This window comes from Acidovorax sp. KPB24-03 (genome assembly GCF_057546605.1).
Genome location: NZ_BAAJYR010000072.1, coordinates 1 through 15,624, shown reverse-complemented (window position 1 = coordinate 15,624; position 15,624 = coordinate 1). Strand labels below are relative to the sequence as shown.

At 64.6% G+C, this 15,624-nt stretch carries 9 protein-coding genes, 2 tRNA genes and 2 pseudogenes; 11 read left to right on the top strand and 2 right to left on the bottom strand.

Annotated features, from left to right (window positions below):
- Window positions 1-610 (bottom strand): squalene/phytoene synthase family protein (locus tag AC27KI_RS10795; RefSeq protein ID WP_487113777.1); only part of this gene is annotated, 610 nt, incomplete at its 3' end.
- A 50-nt stretch (window positions 611-660) separates the two neighbouring features.
- On the opposite strand from AC27KI_RS10795, the gene AC27KI_RS10790 reads away from it, so the two are divergent.
- From AC27KI_RS10790 to AC27KI_RS10745, 10 genes and pseudogenes are all read left to right on the top strand, one after another.
- A complete protein-coding gene (locus tag AC27KI_RS10790; RefSeq protein ID WP_487113775.1) occupies window positions 661-1,920 on the top strand; it encodes an efflux RND transporter periplasmic adaptor subunit in 1,260 nt (419 codons plus the stop codon).
- A 10-nt stretch (window positions 1,921-1,930) separates the two neighbouring features.
- Window positions 1,931-5,098 (top strand): efflux RND transporter permease subunit, encoded by a 3,168-nt coding sequence (locus AC27KI_RS10785; protein ID WP_284428906.1) that lies wholly within the window; start codon window positions 1,931-1,933, stop codon window positions 5,096-5,098.
- Between the two features lie 93 nt (window positions 5,099-5,191).
- A tRNA-Leu gene (locus AC27KI_RS10780) sits at window positions 5,192-5,278 on the top strand.
- 55 nt (window positions 5,279-5,333) lie between these two features.
- Window positions 5,334-6,644 (top strand): trigger factor, encoded by a 1,311-nt coding sequence (tig, locus tag AC27KI_RS10775; RefSeq protein ID WP_272564309.1) that lies wholly within the window; start codon window positions 5,334-5,336, stop codon window positions 6,642-6,644.
- A gap of 124 nt (window positions 6,645-6,768) precedes the next feature.
- A complete protein-coding gene (gene clpP / locus AC27KI_RS10770) occupies window positions 6,769-7,377 on the top strand; it encodes an ATP-dependent Clp endopeptidase proteolytic subunit ClpP (RefSeq protein WP_092740460.1) in 609 nt (202 codons plus the stop codon).
- A gap of 102 nt (window positions 7,378-7,479) precedes the next feature.
- Window positions 7,480-8,746, top strand: a pseudogene (clpX, locus tag AC27KI_RS10765) (ATP-dependent Clp protease ATP-binding subunit ClpX).
- Window positions 8,747-8,885: 139 nt separating this feature from the next.
- A complete protein-coding gene (gene lon, locus AC27KI_RS10760) occupies window positions 8,886-11,309 on the top strand; it encodes an endopeptidase La (protein ID WP_317352085.1) in 2,424 nt (807 codons plus the stop codon).
- 85 nt (window positions 11,310-11,394) lie between these two features.
- Window positions 11,395-11,470, top strand: a tRNA-Gly gene (locus AC27KI_RS10755).
- 222 nt (window positions 11,471-11,692) lie between these two features.
- Window positions 11,693-12,925, top strand: a pseudogene (locus AC27KI_RS10750) (tyrosine-type recombinase/integrase); the annotation flags it as partial.
- Between the two features lie 352 nt (window positions 12,926-13,277).
- Window positions 13,278-13,643, top strand: coding sequence for a DUF3742 family protein (locus AC27KI_RS10745; RefSeq protein WP_487113772.1), 366 nt, complete (start codon window positions 13,278-13,280; stop codon window positions 13,641-13,643).
- A 39-nt stretch (window positions 13,644-13,682) separates the two neighbouring features.
- On the opposite strand, the gene AC27KI_RS10740 is transcribed toward AC27KI_RS10745, so the two are convergent.
- The gene (locus tag AC27KI_RS10740) at window positions 13,683-15,200 is read right to left on the bottom strand and encodes a conjugal transfer protein TraG N-terminal domain-containing protein (protein WP_487113770.1); all 1,518 of its coding nucleotides are present in this window, start codon (window positions 15,198-15,200) and stop codon (window positions 13,683-13,685) included.
- A 210-nt stretch (window positions 15,201-15,410) separates the two neighbouring features.
- Between AC27KI_RS10740 and AC27KI_RS10735 the strand changes: the two genes are divergently transcribed.
- A partial coding sequence (locus AC27KI_RS10735) for a hypothetical protein (protein ID WP_487113768.1) occupies window positions 15,411-15,624 on the top strand: 214 nt, incomplete at its 3' end.

The window sequence follows — 15,624 nt, the reverse complement described above, 5'->3', positions numbered from 1 at the left end:
GCGGAATGTCCACGCTCAGGTCCTGCCAGAAGTTGATGAGCTGCAGCGCCGAGCAGATGGCGTCGCTGCGCGCGAGCGATTCGGCATCGTGCACACCGTAGAGGTGCAGCAGCAGCCGGCCGACGGGATTGGCCGAGCGCCGGCAGTAATCCAGCAGTTCGGCCCGGTCGGCGTACACGGCGCCATCCCGCGTGCGGGCGATGTCCTGCGTGAACGCGCTCAGCAGGTCGGCCAGCAGCGGCACGGGCAGGGCATGGCTGCGCAGCACGGCCTGCAGCGGGCCGAAGATGGCGGCCCAGCGCGCGCCGGGCGGGTGGCCGGCGGCGATGGACTGAAGTTCGGCCCCATAGGCCGCCAGGTCCGCCAAGCGCTCGTCCGGGCCGGCGTCCCCTTCGTCAGCCAGGTCGTCCGCGGCGCGGGCGAAGGCGTAGATGGCCGCGATGGGCTGGCGCAGGTGCGGTGGGCACAGCAGCGAGGCCACGGGAAAGTTTTCGTAGTGCGTCACGGCCGGCGCCTGGGGGGTGCCGGGCGGTGCGGAGCGGGGGCGGGGATCGGAGGAGGGAAGCGTCACGGCGCGATTGTCGCTTGACAAGGTGACGGGGCTTCTCATAGATTACTAACCAGTCAGTCATTAAAACGAACCGCTTTCCCGGAACCAGCATGAACACCTCTGTCGCGCCGCGGCTTTCCCGGCCGTTCCCCTCGCAGCCCCGTCACGGGGCATTTTCTTGGGTGCAGCGCGCGATGGGGGGGCTGGCCGTCGGCGCGGCCGTCCTCGCGGGCGTGGGCTGCTCCAAGCCCGAGCCCGCCCCCGAGCCGGTGCGCTCGGTCAAGCTGCTCACCGTGGGCGCCGCCCCGCTGAACACCCAGATCGAATATGCCGGCGAAGTGCGCGCGCGCATCGAATCGCGCCTGGGCTTTCGGGTGGCGGGCAAGATCGTGCAGCGCCAGGCCGAACTGGGCCAGCGCGTGCAGGCGGGCCAGGTGCTGGCCCAGCTTGACCCGCGCGACTACCAGCTGGCCGCCGACGCGTCGCGCGCGCAGGTGGCCTCCGCCGCCACGCAACGGGACCTGGCCGCCGCCGATTACCAGCGCTACGCCGCGCTCAAGGCGCAGAACTTCATCAGCGGCGCCGAGCTGGAGCGCCGCGCCTCCACCCTCAAGGCCGCCGAGGCCTCGCTCGACCAGGCGCGTGCGCAACTGGCCTCGCAGGGCAACCAGACCGGCTACACGCGGCTGGTGGCCGACGTGTCGGGCGTGGTCACCAGCATCGATGCCGAGCCGGGCCAGGTGGTGTCCGCCGGCACGCCGGTGGTGCGCATTGCTCAGGACGGCCCCCGCGACGTGGTCTTCGTCGTGCCGGAAGACAAGGTCGCTCGCGTGAAGGCCGGCCAGCCGGTGGCCGTGCGGTCGTGGTCGGGCGGCGCGCCTTTGACCGGCCGGGTGCGCGAGGTGGCGGCCAGCGCCGATGCCGTCACCCGCACCTTCCAGATCAAGGTGGCCATCGAGGGCGCCGAGGCCCCGCCGCTCGGCGCCACCGTGTACGTCACGCCCGAGGCCCTGGGCCAGGCCGGCCAGCAGGCCATCAAGCTGCCCACCAGCGCGCTGCGCCAGGACGGCCAGCAGACGGCCGTGTGGGTCTTCGACGCCGCCAGCGGCACCGTGCGGTCGCAAGCCGTGCAGATCGCCACGGCCGACGGCAACGAGGCCGTGGTGGCTTCGGGGCTGGCCCCGGGCATGCAGGTGGTGGCCACGGGCGTGCACGTGCTGTCGCCCGGCCAGAAGGTCGTGCCGTACCAGCCCAAAACGCCTGCAGCGCAATCCAGTCCAGCGCAGACGGCTGTCAATGGCGTGGCAAGCCCCGCCAGTGCCGCGGCCTCCGGCCCGGCACCCGCCGCGACCGCATCGTCCGCCCGCTGAAGGCCGCTCCATGACGCAGATCCAGCCGAAAGAGGGCTTCAACCTCTCCAAATGGGCGCTCGACCATCCGGCGCTCACCCGCTACCTGATGATCGTGCTGATGCTGATGGGCTTTGGCGCCTACTTCCAGCTCGGGCAGGACGAAGACCCGCCGTTCACCTTCCGCGCGATGGTGGTGCGCACCTACTGGCCCGGCGCCACGGCGCAGCAGGTGGCCGAGCAGGTCACCGACAAGCTCGAACGCACGCTGCAGGAGGTGCCGTACGCCGACAAGATCCGCAGCTACTCCAAGCCCGGCGAGTCGCAGATCATCTTCAACATCAAGGACTCGTCCAAGTCCGGCGACGTTCCCAACGTCTGGTACACGGTCCGCAAGAAGATCGGCGACATGCGCGCTACCCTGCCGCAGGGCGTGCAGGGACCGTTCTTCAACGATGACTTCGGCGATGTCTATGGCGTGATCTACGCGCTGGAGTCCGAGGGCTTCAGCTACGCCGAGATGAAGACCTTCGCCGACGACGTGCGCCAGCAACTGCTGCGCGTGCCCGACGTGGCCAAGGTCGAGCAGTTCGGCGTGCAGGACGAAAAGCTCTACATCGAAATCTCGCAAAAGCGCCTCGCGCAGCTGGGCCTGGACATGAACCAGGTGCTGTCGCAGCTGGGCCAGCAGAACGCGGTGGAAAGCGGCGGCATCATCCAGACGCCGCAGGACCAGGTCCAGGTGCGCGTGGCCGGGCAGTTCGGTGCGGTCGAAGACCTGCGCGCCATGCCGATCCGCGGCGCCTCGGGCGCGCAGCTGCGCCTGGGCGACATCGCCGATATCCACCGCGGCTACGTGGAGCCGCCGGCCGTGAAGGTGCGCCACCAGGGCCAGGAAGTGATCGCGCTCGGCGTGTCGATGGCCAAGGGCGGCGACATCATCCGCCTGGGCGAAGCGCTGAAAACCGCCACGCAGAACATCGAAAAGACCCTGCCGGCCGGCGTGCGGTTCGTGAACGTGCAGGACCAGCCCAAGTCGGTGTCCTCGTCGGTCAACGAGTTCGTGAAGGTGCTGATTGAAGCCGTGGTGATCGTGCTGGCCGTGAGCTTCCTGGCGCTGGGGCTGCACAAGCGCCCGGGCCGCCATCCGCTGTGGAAGCGCTGGACGCTGGACGTCCGCCCGGGCCTGGTGGTGGGCATCACCATTCCGCTGGTGCTGGCCGTCACGTTCCTGGCCATGTGGTACTGGAACATCGGGCTGCACAAGATCTCGCTGGGCTCGCTCATCATCGCGCTGGGCCTGCTGGTGGACGACGCCATCATTGCCGTCGAAATGATGGTGCGCAAGATGGAGGAGGGCTACGACAAGGTGCGCGCCGCCACCTTCGCCTACGAGATCACCGCCATGCCGATGCTGACCGGCACGCTGATCACGGCGGCGGGCTTCCTGCCGATCGGCATCGCCAAGTCGGTGACGGGGGAATACACCTTCGCGATCTTCGCCGTCACGGTGATCGCGCTGGTGCTGTCGTGGCTGGTCTCGGTGTACTTCGTGCCGTACCTGGGCACGCTGCTGCTCAAGAAGCCGCCGCACGTGCACACCGGCCCGGACGGCCAGCCGCACGAGGCGTTCGACAGCGGGTTCTACAACGTCTTTCGCCGCTGCGTGGACTGGTGCGTGCGCTACCGCTGGATCACCATCGGGCTCACGGTGGCCACCTTCGCGCTCGGCATCGTCGGCATGGGCCGCGTGCAGCAGCAGTTCTTCCCGGATTCGAGCCGCCCCGAAATCCTGATGGACATCTGGTTCCCGGAAGGCACCTCGTTCGAAGCCAACGAAGAGGTCACGCGCCGCGTCGAGCAGCGCCTGCGGGCCGAGGCGGGGGTGTCCACCGTCAGCGTGTGGGTGGGCTCGGGCGTGCCGCGCTTTTATCTGCCGCTGGACCAGGTCTTTCCGCAGACCAACGTGTCGCAGTTCATCGTGATCCCGCAGGATCTGCGCGTGCGCGAGTCGCTGCGCGTCGGATTGCCCGAGCTCATGGCGCGCGAGTTTCCCGAGGTGCGGGCGCGTGTGAAGCTGCTGCCCAACGGGCCGCCCGTGCCTTACCCGGTGCAGTTCCGCGTGGTGGGCACCGATCCCGCCGTGCTGCGCGCCCGGGCCGACGAGGTCAAGGCCATCCTGCGCGACCACCCGCAGATGCGCGGCGTGAACGACAACTGGAACGAATCCGTCAAGGTCATGCGCCTGGAAGTGGACCAGGACAAGGCCCGCGCCCTGGGCGTGACCAGCCAGTCCATCGCCCAGGCCGCGCGCACCGTCTTCACCGGCACGACCGTGGGCCAATACCGCGAGGGCGACAAGCTCATCGACATCGTGTTCCGCCAGCCGCCGGACGAACGCAAGGCCATCACCGACGTGGCCAATGCCTACCTGCCCACGGCCTCGGGCAAGTCGATTCCGCTCACGCAGATCGCGCGGCCGGTGTTCACCTGGGAGCCGGGCGTGATGTGGCGCGAGAACCGCGACTACGCCATCACCGTGCAAGGCGACGTCATCGAAGGCCTGCAGGGCGCGACCGTCACCGAAGCGCTGGTGCCCGGCCTGCGGCAGCTGGAGGCGAAGTGGCATGCGGCCGGCCAGGGCGGCTACCGCATCGAGGTGGCGGGTGCCGTGGAGGAAAGCTCCAAGGGCTCGGCCTCCATCGCCGCGGGCGTGCCGATCATGCTGTTCATCACGTTCACCCTGCTCATGCTCCAGCTGCACAGCTTCAGCCGCGCGGTGCTGGTGTTCCTTACCGGGCCGCTGGGCATTGCCGGGGTGGCGGGGGCGCTGCTGCTGCTGGGCCGGCCGTTCGGGTTCGTGGCGCTGCTGGGGGTGATCGCACTCATGGGCATGATCCAGCGCAACTCCGTCATCCTGATCGACCAGATCGAGCAGGACCGCGCGCGGGGCGTGCCCGCGTGGGACGCCATCGTGGAGTCGGCCGTGCGCCGGCTGCGCCCCATCGTGCTCACGGCCGCCGCGGCGGTGCTGGCCATGATCCCGCTGTCGCGCAGCGTGTTCTGGGGCCCGATGGCCGTGGCCATCATGGGCGGCCTGATCGTGGCGACGGTGCTCACGCTGCTGGCGCTGCCGGCGATGTACGCGGCCTGGTTCCGCGTGAAAGAGCCCGATCCGCACGCGCCGAAACCGGCGTGACCGGAGGCGGTCCGCCGACAAGGTAAAATCGAAGGTTGACCAATTTCACACAGGTGGCCGGCCCTGCCGGTCGCCTGTTTTGTCTGTAAGTTTGCGCGGGTGGCGAAATTGGTAGACGCACCAGGTTTAGGTCCTGACGCCAGCAATGGTGTGGGGGTTCGAGTCCCCCCCCGCGCACCACGGTGCGGCTGCAAAAGCAGCCGTCACGGTCCCCCATATTCATAGAGGAAGAGCCATGGCCGTTACTGTTGAAACCCTTGAAAAGCTCGAGCGCAAGATCACGCTGAGCTTGCCCCTCACCGCGATCCAGTCCGAGGTCGACTCGCGCCTCAAGCGCCTGGCCCGCACCGTGAAGATGGACGGTTTCCGTCCTGGCAAGGTGCCGATGAACGTCGTGGCCCAGCGCTATGGCTACTCGGTCCAGTACGAAGTGCTGAACGACAAGGTTGGCGAGGCGTTCGCCCAGGCCGCCAACGAAGCCAACCTGCGCGTGGCCGGTCAGCCCCGCATCACCGAAAAAGACGGCGCGCCGGAAGGCCAGGTCACCTTCGACGCCATTTTCGAAGTGTTCCCTGAGGTCAAGATCGCCGATCTGGCCGGTGCCGAAGTCGAAAAGCTGTCCGCCGAAGTCACCGACGCCGCCATCGACAAGACCATCGACATCCTGCGCAAGCAGCGCCGCAGCTTCGCCCAGCGTGCGCAAGCCGCCGCCGCCGAAGACGGCGACCGCGTGACGGTCGACTTCGAAGGCAAGATCGATGGCGAAACCTTCTCCGGCGGCAAGGCCGAAGACTTCCAGTTCCTGGTCGGCGAAGGCCAGATGCTCAAGGAATTCGAAGACGCCGTTCGTGGCATGAAGTCCGGCGAAAGCAAGACCTTCCCGCTGGCCTTCCCCGAGGACTACCACGGCAAGGACGTGGCCGGCAAGACGGCTGACTTCATGGTCACCGTGAAGAAGATCGAAGCCGCCCACCTGCCCGAAGTGAACGAGCAGCTCGCCAAGTCCCTCGGCATCGCCGACGGCACGGTCGACGGCCTGCGCGCCGACATCAAGAAAAACCTGGAACGCGAAGTCAAGTTCCGCCTGCTGGCCCGCAACAAGCAGGCCGTGATGGACGCCCTGGTGTCCAAGGCCGAGCTGGATCTGCCCAATGCCAGCGTGCAGGCCGAAATCGCCCGCCTGCTGGAAGGCGCCCGTGCCGACCTGAAGCAACGCGGCATCAAGGACGCCGACAAGGCCGAAATCCCGGAAGACGTGTTCCGTCCCCAGGCCGAGCGCCGCGTGCGCCTGGGCCTTGTGGTGGCCGAACTGGTGCGCGCCAATGAACTGCACGCCAAGCCTGAGCAACTGAAGGCCCACGTGGACGAACTGGCCGCCAGCTACGAAAAGCCGGAAGACGTCGTGCGCTGGTACTTCGGCGACCGCCAGCGTCTGGCCGAAGTCGAGGCCGTCGTCATCGAAAACAACGTGACCGACTTCGTGATGGGCAAGGCCAAGGTGACGGACAAGTCCGTTTCCTTCGACGAACTGATGGGCCAGGGCTGATGCGCTGCTGCCGCCGGACCGCCCGATTGCGGTTTCTGGCGGCTGGATGACATCGGGGGCTTGTGCTTGCGTGCACAAGCCCCAATTCATTTCTGGGTACAGTATCCGCATGACAGGAGAAAACATGAGTGCACTGGAAACACAAGCCTTGGGCATGGTCCCCATGGTCATCGAGCAGTCGGGGCGTGGCGAACGCTCCTACGACATCTATTCGCGGCTGCTGAAAGAGCGCATTATTTTTTTGGTGGGCGAGGTCAATGACCAGACCGCCAACCTCGTGGTGGCCCAGTTGCTGTTCCTCGAAAGCGAGAACCCCGACAAGGACATCTCGTTCTACATCAACTCCCCGGGCGGCAGCGTCACGGCCGGCATGGCGATCTACGACACCATGCAGTTCATCAAGCCCGATGTGTCTACCATGTGCGTGGGCTTTGCCGCGAGCATGGGCGCCTTCCTGCTGGCCGCCGGTGCCAAGGGCAAGCGGTTTTCGCTGCCGAACTCCAAGATCATGATCCACCAGGTGCTGGGCGGAGCCCGCGGCCAGGCGACGGACATCGAAATCCACGCACGCGACATTCTGCGTACCAAGGATCAGATGAACCGCATCCTGGCGGAACGCACCGGACAGCCCCTGGACAAGGTCAAGAACGACACGGAGCGCGACTACTTCCTCACGGCCGATGAAGCCAAGGAATACGGTCTGGTCGATCAGGTGATCGCCAAGCGCCCCTGATCGCTCCGCAAGGGAATACGCGGCGTTTTCCCCAGGGAAGACGCCGTTTTTTTATTTTCGTTATCATCCCGACAACGTTCCGCAACACGAGGCATTGCCCCCATGGCCGAGAAAAAAGGCTCTTCCAGCGAAAAAACCCTTTACTGCTCCTTCTGCGGCAAAAGCCAGCACGAGGTAAAGAAGCTGATCGCCGGTCCGTCGGTTTTTTATCTGCGACGAGTGCATCGACCTGTGCAATGAAATCATTCGCGACGAGCTTCCCGCAGCCGACGGCACGCGCGAATCGCGTGGCGACCTTCCCACCCCCGCGGAGATCAAGGCGAACCTGGACAGCTACGTCATCGGCCAGGACTTCGCCAAGCGCACGCTGGCCGTGGCCGTGTACAACCACTACAAGCGGTTGCGCCACAAGGACAAGGCCGGCAAGGACGATGTGGAGCTGTCCAAGAGCAACATCCTGCTGATCGGCCCCACCGGCTCGGGCAAGACACTGCTGGCCCAGACGCTGGCCCGCATGCTGGACGTGCCTTTCGTGATGGCGGACGCCACCACCCTGACCGAAGCCGGCTACGTGGGTGAAGACGTCGAGAACATCGTGCAAAAGCTCCTGCAAAGCTGCAACTACGAGGTGGAACGGGCCCAGCGCGGCATCGTCTACATCGACGAGATCGACAAGATTTCCCGCAAGTCGGACAACCCGTCCATCACGCGCGACGTGTCGGGCGAAGGGGTTCAGCAGGCGCTGCTCAAGCTCATCGAAGGCACCATGGCCAGCGTGCCCCCGCAGGGTGGCCGCAAGCATCCCAACCAGGACTTCCTGCAGATCGACACGACGAACATCCTGTTCATCTGCGGCGGCGCGTTCGCGGGCCTGGAGAAGGTGATCGAGAACCGCACGGAGGCCTCGGGCATCGGTTTTGGCGCGTCGGTCAAGAGCAAGAAGCAACGGTCCCTGACCGAGGTGTTCACCGAGATCGAGCCGGAAGATCTGATCAAATTCGGCCTCATTCCCGAACTGGTGGGCCGCATGCCCGTCGTGACGGCCTTGGCCGAACTCAGCGAAGATGCGCTGGTCCAGATCCTGACGGAGCCCAAGAACGCACTGGTCAAGCAGTACAACAAGCTGCTGTCCATGGAGGGCGTGGATCTGGAGATTCGCCCTGCGGCGCTCAAGGCCATTGCCCGTAAGGCGCTCGCCCGCAAGACCGGCGCCCGTGGCTTGCGATCGATACTGGAGCAATCGCTGATCAGCACCATGTTCGACCTTCCCAATGCCACCAATGTGGAAAAAGTGGTGGTGGACGAGTCCACCATCGAGGAAAACAAGGCGCCCCTGCTCGTGTACCGAGAGGCCGCCAAGAAAGCCTGAGGCGCGGCCCGCCGGTAACGCAGCAGCCGCCTGCAGTCCTCTTCGCCTGCAACCCATCGCCTTCGCTTCACCGGTGATCTTGGTGGGTTGAAAAATCTCGCTGTTGGACCATATTCCAAGCAGCTTCATGAGGATTTCCATGTCCGGACACACCCCACTGCCTGCCACCCCCATCGACCTGCCGTTGCTGCCGTTGCGCGACGTTGTGGTCTTCCCCCACATGGTGATCCCACTGTTCGTGGGACGCCCCAAGAGCATCAAGGCGTTGGAATTGGCCATGGACGCCGACCGGCGGATCATGCTGGTCGCCCAGAAAACCGCCGCCAAGGACGAGCCGCTCGTCTCGGACATGTTCGACGTGGGTTGCGTTTCCACGATCCTGCAGATGCTGAAATTGCCCGATGGCACCGTCAAGGTGTTGGTCGAAGGGCAGCAGCGAGCGCTCGTTTCCGCCATCCAGGACAACGAAACGCATTTCACCGCGACCGTGGCGCCTGTGGAAGCGCAGGAGGGCGAGACCAAACCCAGCGAGATCGAGGCCCTGCGCCGCGCGGTGATGCAGCAGTTCGACCAGTACGTCAAGCTGAACAAGAAGATTCCTCCGGAAATCCTCACCTCGATCTCCGCCATCGACGATCCAGGGCGTTTGGCGGACACCATTGCCGCCCACCTGCCGCTCAAGCTGGAAAACAAGCAGGTTGTGCTCGACCTGTCGGATGTGAAGCTGCGTCTCGAAAACCTCTTCGAGCAGCTGGATCGCGAAGTAGACATCCTCAATGTCGACAAGAAGATCCGTGGCCGCGTGAAGCGCCAGATGGAGAAGAACCAGCGCGACTTCTACTTGAACGAGCAGGTCAAGGCCATTCAGAAGGAGCTGGGCGAAGGCGAGGAAGGCGCAGACATCGAGGAGATCGAAAAGAAGATCAAGCTTGCAAAGATGCCCGCTGATGCGCGCAAGAAGGCGGACAGCGAGCTTAAAAAGCTCAAGCTCATGTCGCCCATGTCCGCCGAAGCCACGGTGGTGCGCAACTACATCGAAGTGCTCACCGGGTTGCCCTGGAGCAAAAAGACCAAGATCAAGCACGACCTTGCCAATGCCGAGGGCGTGCTCAATGAAGACCACTACGGCCTCGACAAGGTCAAGGACCGCATCCTGGAATACCTCGCGGTCCAGCAGCGCGTGGACAAGGTCAAGGCCCCTATTCTGTGCCTGGTGGGGCCCCCTGGCGTTGGCAAGACCTCGCTCGGGCAGTCGATTGCCAAGGCCACCGGGCGTAAATACGTGCGCATGGCGTTGGGCGGGATGCGTGACGAAGCGGAGATCCGCGGTCACCGCCGGACCTACATCGGCGCCATGCCGGGCAAGGTTCTGCAGAGCCTGAACAAGGTCGGTACGCGCAACCCGCTGTTCCTGCTGGACGAAATCGACAAGTTGGGTACGGATTTCCGGGGCGACCCTTCGAGCGCCCTGCTGGAAGTGCTCGATCCCGAGCAGAACCACAAGTTCGGCGACCACTACGTCGAAGTCGATTTCGATTTGAGCGACGTGATGTTCGTCGCGACCTCCAATTCGATGAACATCCCGCCGGCGCTGCTGGACCGGATGGAAGTGATCCGCCTGTCGGGCTACACCGAAGACGAGAAAACCAACATCGCCATGAAGTACCTGCTGCCCAAGCAGATGGGCAACAACGGCGTCAAAGATGAGGAACTGCAAGTCACCGAGTCGGCGGTGCGGGACGTGGTTCGCTACTACACGCGCGAAGCAGGGGTGCGTTCGCTGGAGCGTGAGTTGTCCAAGATCTGCCGCAAGGTGGTCAAGGGGTTGCAGCTCAAGCAACTGACGCCGCAAGTCGTGGTGACTGCGGACAACCTCCCCGACTATCTTGGCGTGCGCAAATACACCTATGGCCGTGCGGAGCAGCAGAACCAGGTGGGGCAGGTGGTCGGCTTGGCATGGACCGAAGTGGGGGGCGATCTGCTCACCATCGAAGCGGCCACCATGCCCGGCAAAGGCGTGATCACGCGCACCGGTTCGCTGGGCGATGTCATGAAGGAGTCGGTGGAAGCGGCACGAACCGTGGTGCGTAGCCGCTCTCGCATGCTTGGCATCAAGGACGAGACCTTTGAAAAGCGCGACATCCACATCCACGTGCCTGATGGTGCAACGCCCAAGGATGGACCCAGCGCCGGCGCGGCCATGACGACCGCTTTCGTTTCGGCGCTGACCGGGATCCCTGTGCGGGGCGATGTGGCGATGACCGGAGAAATCACCTTGCGAGGCGAGGTGACGGCGATCGGTGGGCTGAAGGAAAAGTTGTTGGCGGCACTGCGTGGTGGCATCAAGACCGTCTTGATCCCCGAAGAGAACGTCAAGGACCTGCAGGAGATTCCCGAGAACGTGAAGAGCGGGCTGGAAATCGTGCCGGTGAAGTGGATCGACAAGGTGCTGGAAGTGGCGCTCGAGCGCAAGCCGATCGCGCTCACCGACGAGGAAATCGCTGCGGCAGTGCCTGCGCCAGAGGAAAAAACCTCTACCACTGCAGGCTCTGTGAAGCATTGATGGAAATTTGTCGAAAGCCTCCGAAAATTGCGCTACAATTCATCCCATCGATGCAAACGTTGTACAATGTGAGGCTTCGGTAAATGCGGGAATAGCTCAGTTGGTAGAGCGCAACCTTGCCAAGGTTGAGGTCGAGAGTTCGAGACTCTTTTCCCGCTCCAGTTTCTCTTCTATGGACATCTACCAAGGTCCGTAGGCCATTGATTCCACAGGGGTAACGCCCTGTGGGTCGTCCAGCGAGTTCCGCTGAATTCCACTGCCAACCGGCCCAAAGTAGTACATAAACTAGTACACGGAATACGGTCACGCGGTGGAGCGGATTGTTTGCTGCCAAGCCCCCACACGGTCGGTACACCTCTCTTCAAATCTGAGGAGAGTGCCCCATGGCATTGACAGATGCAGTCGTTCGACAGGCCCGGACCACCGGTCGAAACTACACGCTCAACGACACCGATGGTCTGGTGCTGTTCGTCAGCGGCAAGGGTGCCAAGAAATGGCACTTCCGCTTTTCCTGGGCATCGAAGCAGCAGCGCGTGGCGCTCGGTCCCTATCCCGAACTGTCCCTCAAGCAGGCCCGTGAACAGCGCGACGAGCTGCGCAGCCAACTGGTCAAAGGCATCGACCCGCGCACCTACCGGACGCAATGCAAGGCCGAAACCCTGGCCGCTCCCCTCAACACGTTCAAGGCAGTCTTTCAGACCTGGCGCGACTTCAAGGCATTGAGCCTCAAGACGGGCCGGCAAAGCACCCTGTCGCAGATCGACCGCATCTTCGCCAGGGACGTACTTCCCACGCTGGGCAAGCATTCTATCTTCGAGGTCGAACAGCCCCATCTGCTGGAGGTGCTGCGCCGCATCGAGCGCCGCAAAGCCTTCACCACCGCCGAGAAAGTCCGCACCTGGTTCAACCAGATGTTCCGCTATGCCATGGTCGAGAAAGGATTGCGCTACAACCCCGCCAGCGACCTCGATATCGTCGCCCTGCCCAAGCCGCCCGTCTCGCACAACCCCTTCCTGCGCATGGAGGAAATCCCGTCGTTCCTGCGGGCGCTGCGCAGCTACGGCGGACTGGACAGCACGCGGCAGGGCTTGATGCTCTTGCTGCTGACCGGTGTTCGCACCGGAGAACTGCGTTCGGCCACGCCCGACCAGTTCGATCTGGAGCGGGGCCTGTGGATCATCCCGCCCGTCCTCGTCAAGCAACTGCAGATGAAACTGCGCCGTCTGGGCAAGACCATCCCGCCCTACATCGTGCCGCTGCCCCGGCAGGCCATCACCATCGTGCGGCAACTGCTGCAGGCCCAGTCCCATCGCCCCGCCCAGCGCTACCTGCTGCCCCACCGCAGCAGCCTCAAGATGCGCATCAGCGAAAACACCCTCAACGGCGCGCTGCACCGCATGGGCTACCGGGACCAATTGACTGGGCATGGCATCCGCGCCACCATTTCCACCGCGCTCAACGAACTGGGCTACCACAAGGAATGGATCGAGGTCCAACTGTCCCATGCCGACCCCGACCAGATCCGCGCCGCCTACAACCATGCGGACTATGTGGAGCAGCGGCGGATGATGATGCAGGACTGGGCCGACCGCCTGGACCGCTGGGAATCCGGCGAGCCGGTGGAGAAGGTCACCGCCGCGCCGCAGGCACCCGACAGCCTGGAAGTCATCGAAGCCTACCTCAAAGCCTTGGCGAAGCGGGAATTCGGCATCACGGGCGACGTGCCGCGCGTGCCGAGGTACTCCATGGGGCCGGGGCCACGATGACCGGGTGGGCGAATGGTGAATGGGTTGCGGTTGCGGGCGGGCCTTTTCCCCTTTTCCTTTTGTCCTGCACCCTTTCCGGGTAGGCCCGTTCACCCTTATGGCCCCTTGCCCTTGGGGTCCGTGGACCTTTTGAACCGCTGGTCACGGACCGCTTTGCTTTTGACCTGGCCTTTTTGGCCGTGAGAACCAGGAGGAATCCACCATGAGCAACCCGACCAGAACGGCGCGCCAGGCCGAGCGCTGCGGTCGTTGGCTGGGCCACCGCCGTGTGGCGTTTCGGCGGCGGCAAGCGCGCCTGATCGGTTGGGCGATGGGGCAGGGCCTGCCGTTCGGCATCGCACGCGCCATCCTCTGGATCGTCCAGGCCGCGCTGCTGTTGGTGCTGCTGTCCGCACTCGTCTGGATCGCGCCGATCCTGGGGCTGTGCCTGTTCGCCGTCGGCTACGGCACGGTGTGTTCCGTCTTGCCCGAAGAAGCGGGACAGTGGCGCGATGGCGACGAGGGGTTCGGGTACTACGAGAACCATGTCCGGGTGGACCACGGACACCTGTGGGACCGCGAACCCTAACCGGGGCCGCGGCTGCCCGCCACCCAGCGCGCGCCGTGTTCACTTCATCACGGCGCTGACCGTGGAAGTGCCTTGCCGGGCGGCACCGACAGCACCGCCCGTGCCATCGCGCAGCCCTTGCAGGACATTGCCCACATGCAGGCCCGCCCAGGCCAAGGCCGTCACCCAGAGCATCGGCAGCACGACGAACATCGTCGCCATCACGAAGTTCAGCAGCATGTCGCCGAACGCATTGTCCAGGCCCATCGCGAGATTGAAGTTCGTCATCGGGCGGTTCCACCCCCAGCCCCAGCCATAGAGCGCATCCAGGATCGTGCTGTCGATCCACCGGGCCAGCTGGAACCAGAAATCCACGAAGTACAGCGCGAAGAACACGCAACTGCTCGTCATCAGCACCTTGAGGTCGTAGGTGCCGATCACCAGCACCATCGGGAGGCAGATCACCAACGCCATCTTGAGCAGCGACAACACCATGGGCAGGGCCTGGCGCAGCACATCCATCGCCGGGAAGAAGCCCGGCGCACCCAGGGCCAGCCCCACGTTGCCCGCCCCGCGCGCCAGATCGTTGAAGAACGTCTTGTCGATCTGCCCGCCATAGTCCGTGTACACCTCCCCCTGGTTCAGCTTCTGCTGGCGCGGTGCCGCAATCGCCCGGATCACCGAATCGTCCAGCTCGCTGCGGGACACGAACCCCGCGTAATTGGCCAGACGCGTGAGCAGCGTCGGGCTCACCTGGGCCAGGAGCCGCGCCCGCAGACCCGTCTCACCATCCGACCACCACTGGCGGCACGTCGGGTAGCCCCCGCCGCTGGCGACTTCGGCCAGGCCCGCATCCCGCTCGGCCTCGTAGGGCCATCCCTCGCGCGGCGTGCGTGAACGGTAGCGGTCGTAATACCCCGCCGTGTCCACGAAGAACCGCGAACCGATCCAGGTCACCTCGTTGCCCTGCGCCGCGTCCAGATCGGGCCGCTGCATGAACAACCGCGCCCGCGCCGGCCCGTAGCAGTCCTTCGAGAAATCCGACACCTCCTGGGCCAGCACCGGATCGTCGATGCGCGTGGCATCCACTTCCATCCGCATCTGCCGCAAATCCGTGCCGCAGGGAATCGCCGCCACCGCCGCGCCCGTCACTGCCTTGCTCATCGAATGCAGGAAGAACCACCACACCGGCACCTTCGCCGACTGGTCATTCAGCGTCGTGAACGACTGGCTCCAGCCCGTCTGCGCAGGCGTGGGCACCGTCGTCTGGCACTGGGTGGAGCGCGATGCGTCGAAGCGGATCGTGGACAGATCCACATCGATGAACGGGATGCCCCCGAACAGCACCACCACGATCGCCACGAACACCCGGTTCTCGATCCGCAGGGCGCTCAACACCCCCTTGTTGCCCTCGTCGGCCCCTTCGGAGCTTGCCTTGAGCCACTCCTGGATCACGATGGTCAGGAACGGGATCGCGAACACGCCGCTGGCGACCAGCACGTTCCAGATCCCGTTGTGGACCAGCCAGCCCACCAGGGTCAGGTAATACTCCAGATAGTCCGTCGTGTAGAGCGTCATGGGCGTTCTCCTTTCAAGGCATCCGCCGCCAGGGGCAGCGCGCCGGTTGGGAGGATCGGCAGTCGGCAACGATGGGGGCGGGTGGGCATGCGGGCACCTCATTCGATGGATGGGCGCTCCAGTTCACCGCAAACCCCTGCCTCGCGCGACAAACAAAGCGCCATGGCGCGCGCCCGGAATTCAAGAGGGCATCGATTACCTCATTTGCGGGTGAGTCACGAAACCCTGCCGCAATGTCCCATCGGCGACTGGGGTAAAAATTTCCGGACTTTCCGCACAGCGATATATGATCGCGGCCATTTCAATGTAACGGTCCGATACACGGGCCTGCAAAACATGACCCGCCGCGTCACGATCCAAACCGCCCTGGGAGAGCAATTGCAAGTTCCGGCAGTTGCAGGGCAAGGAAGCCATCAGCCAACTG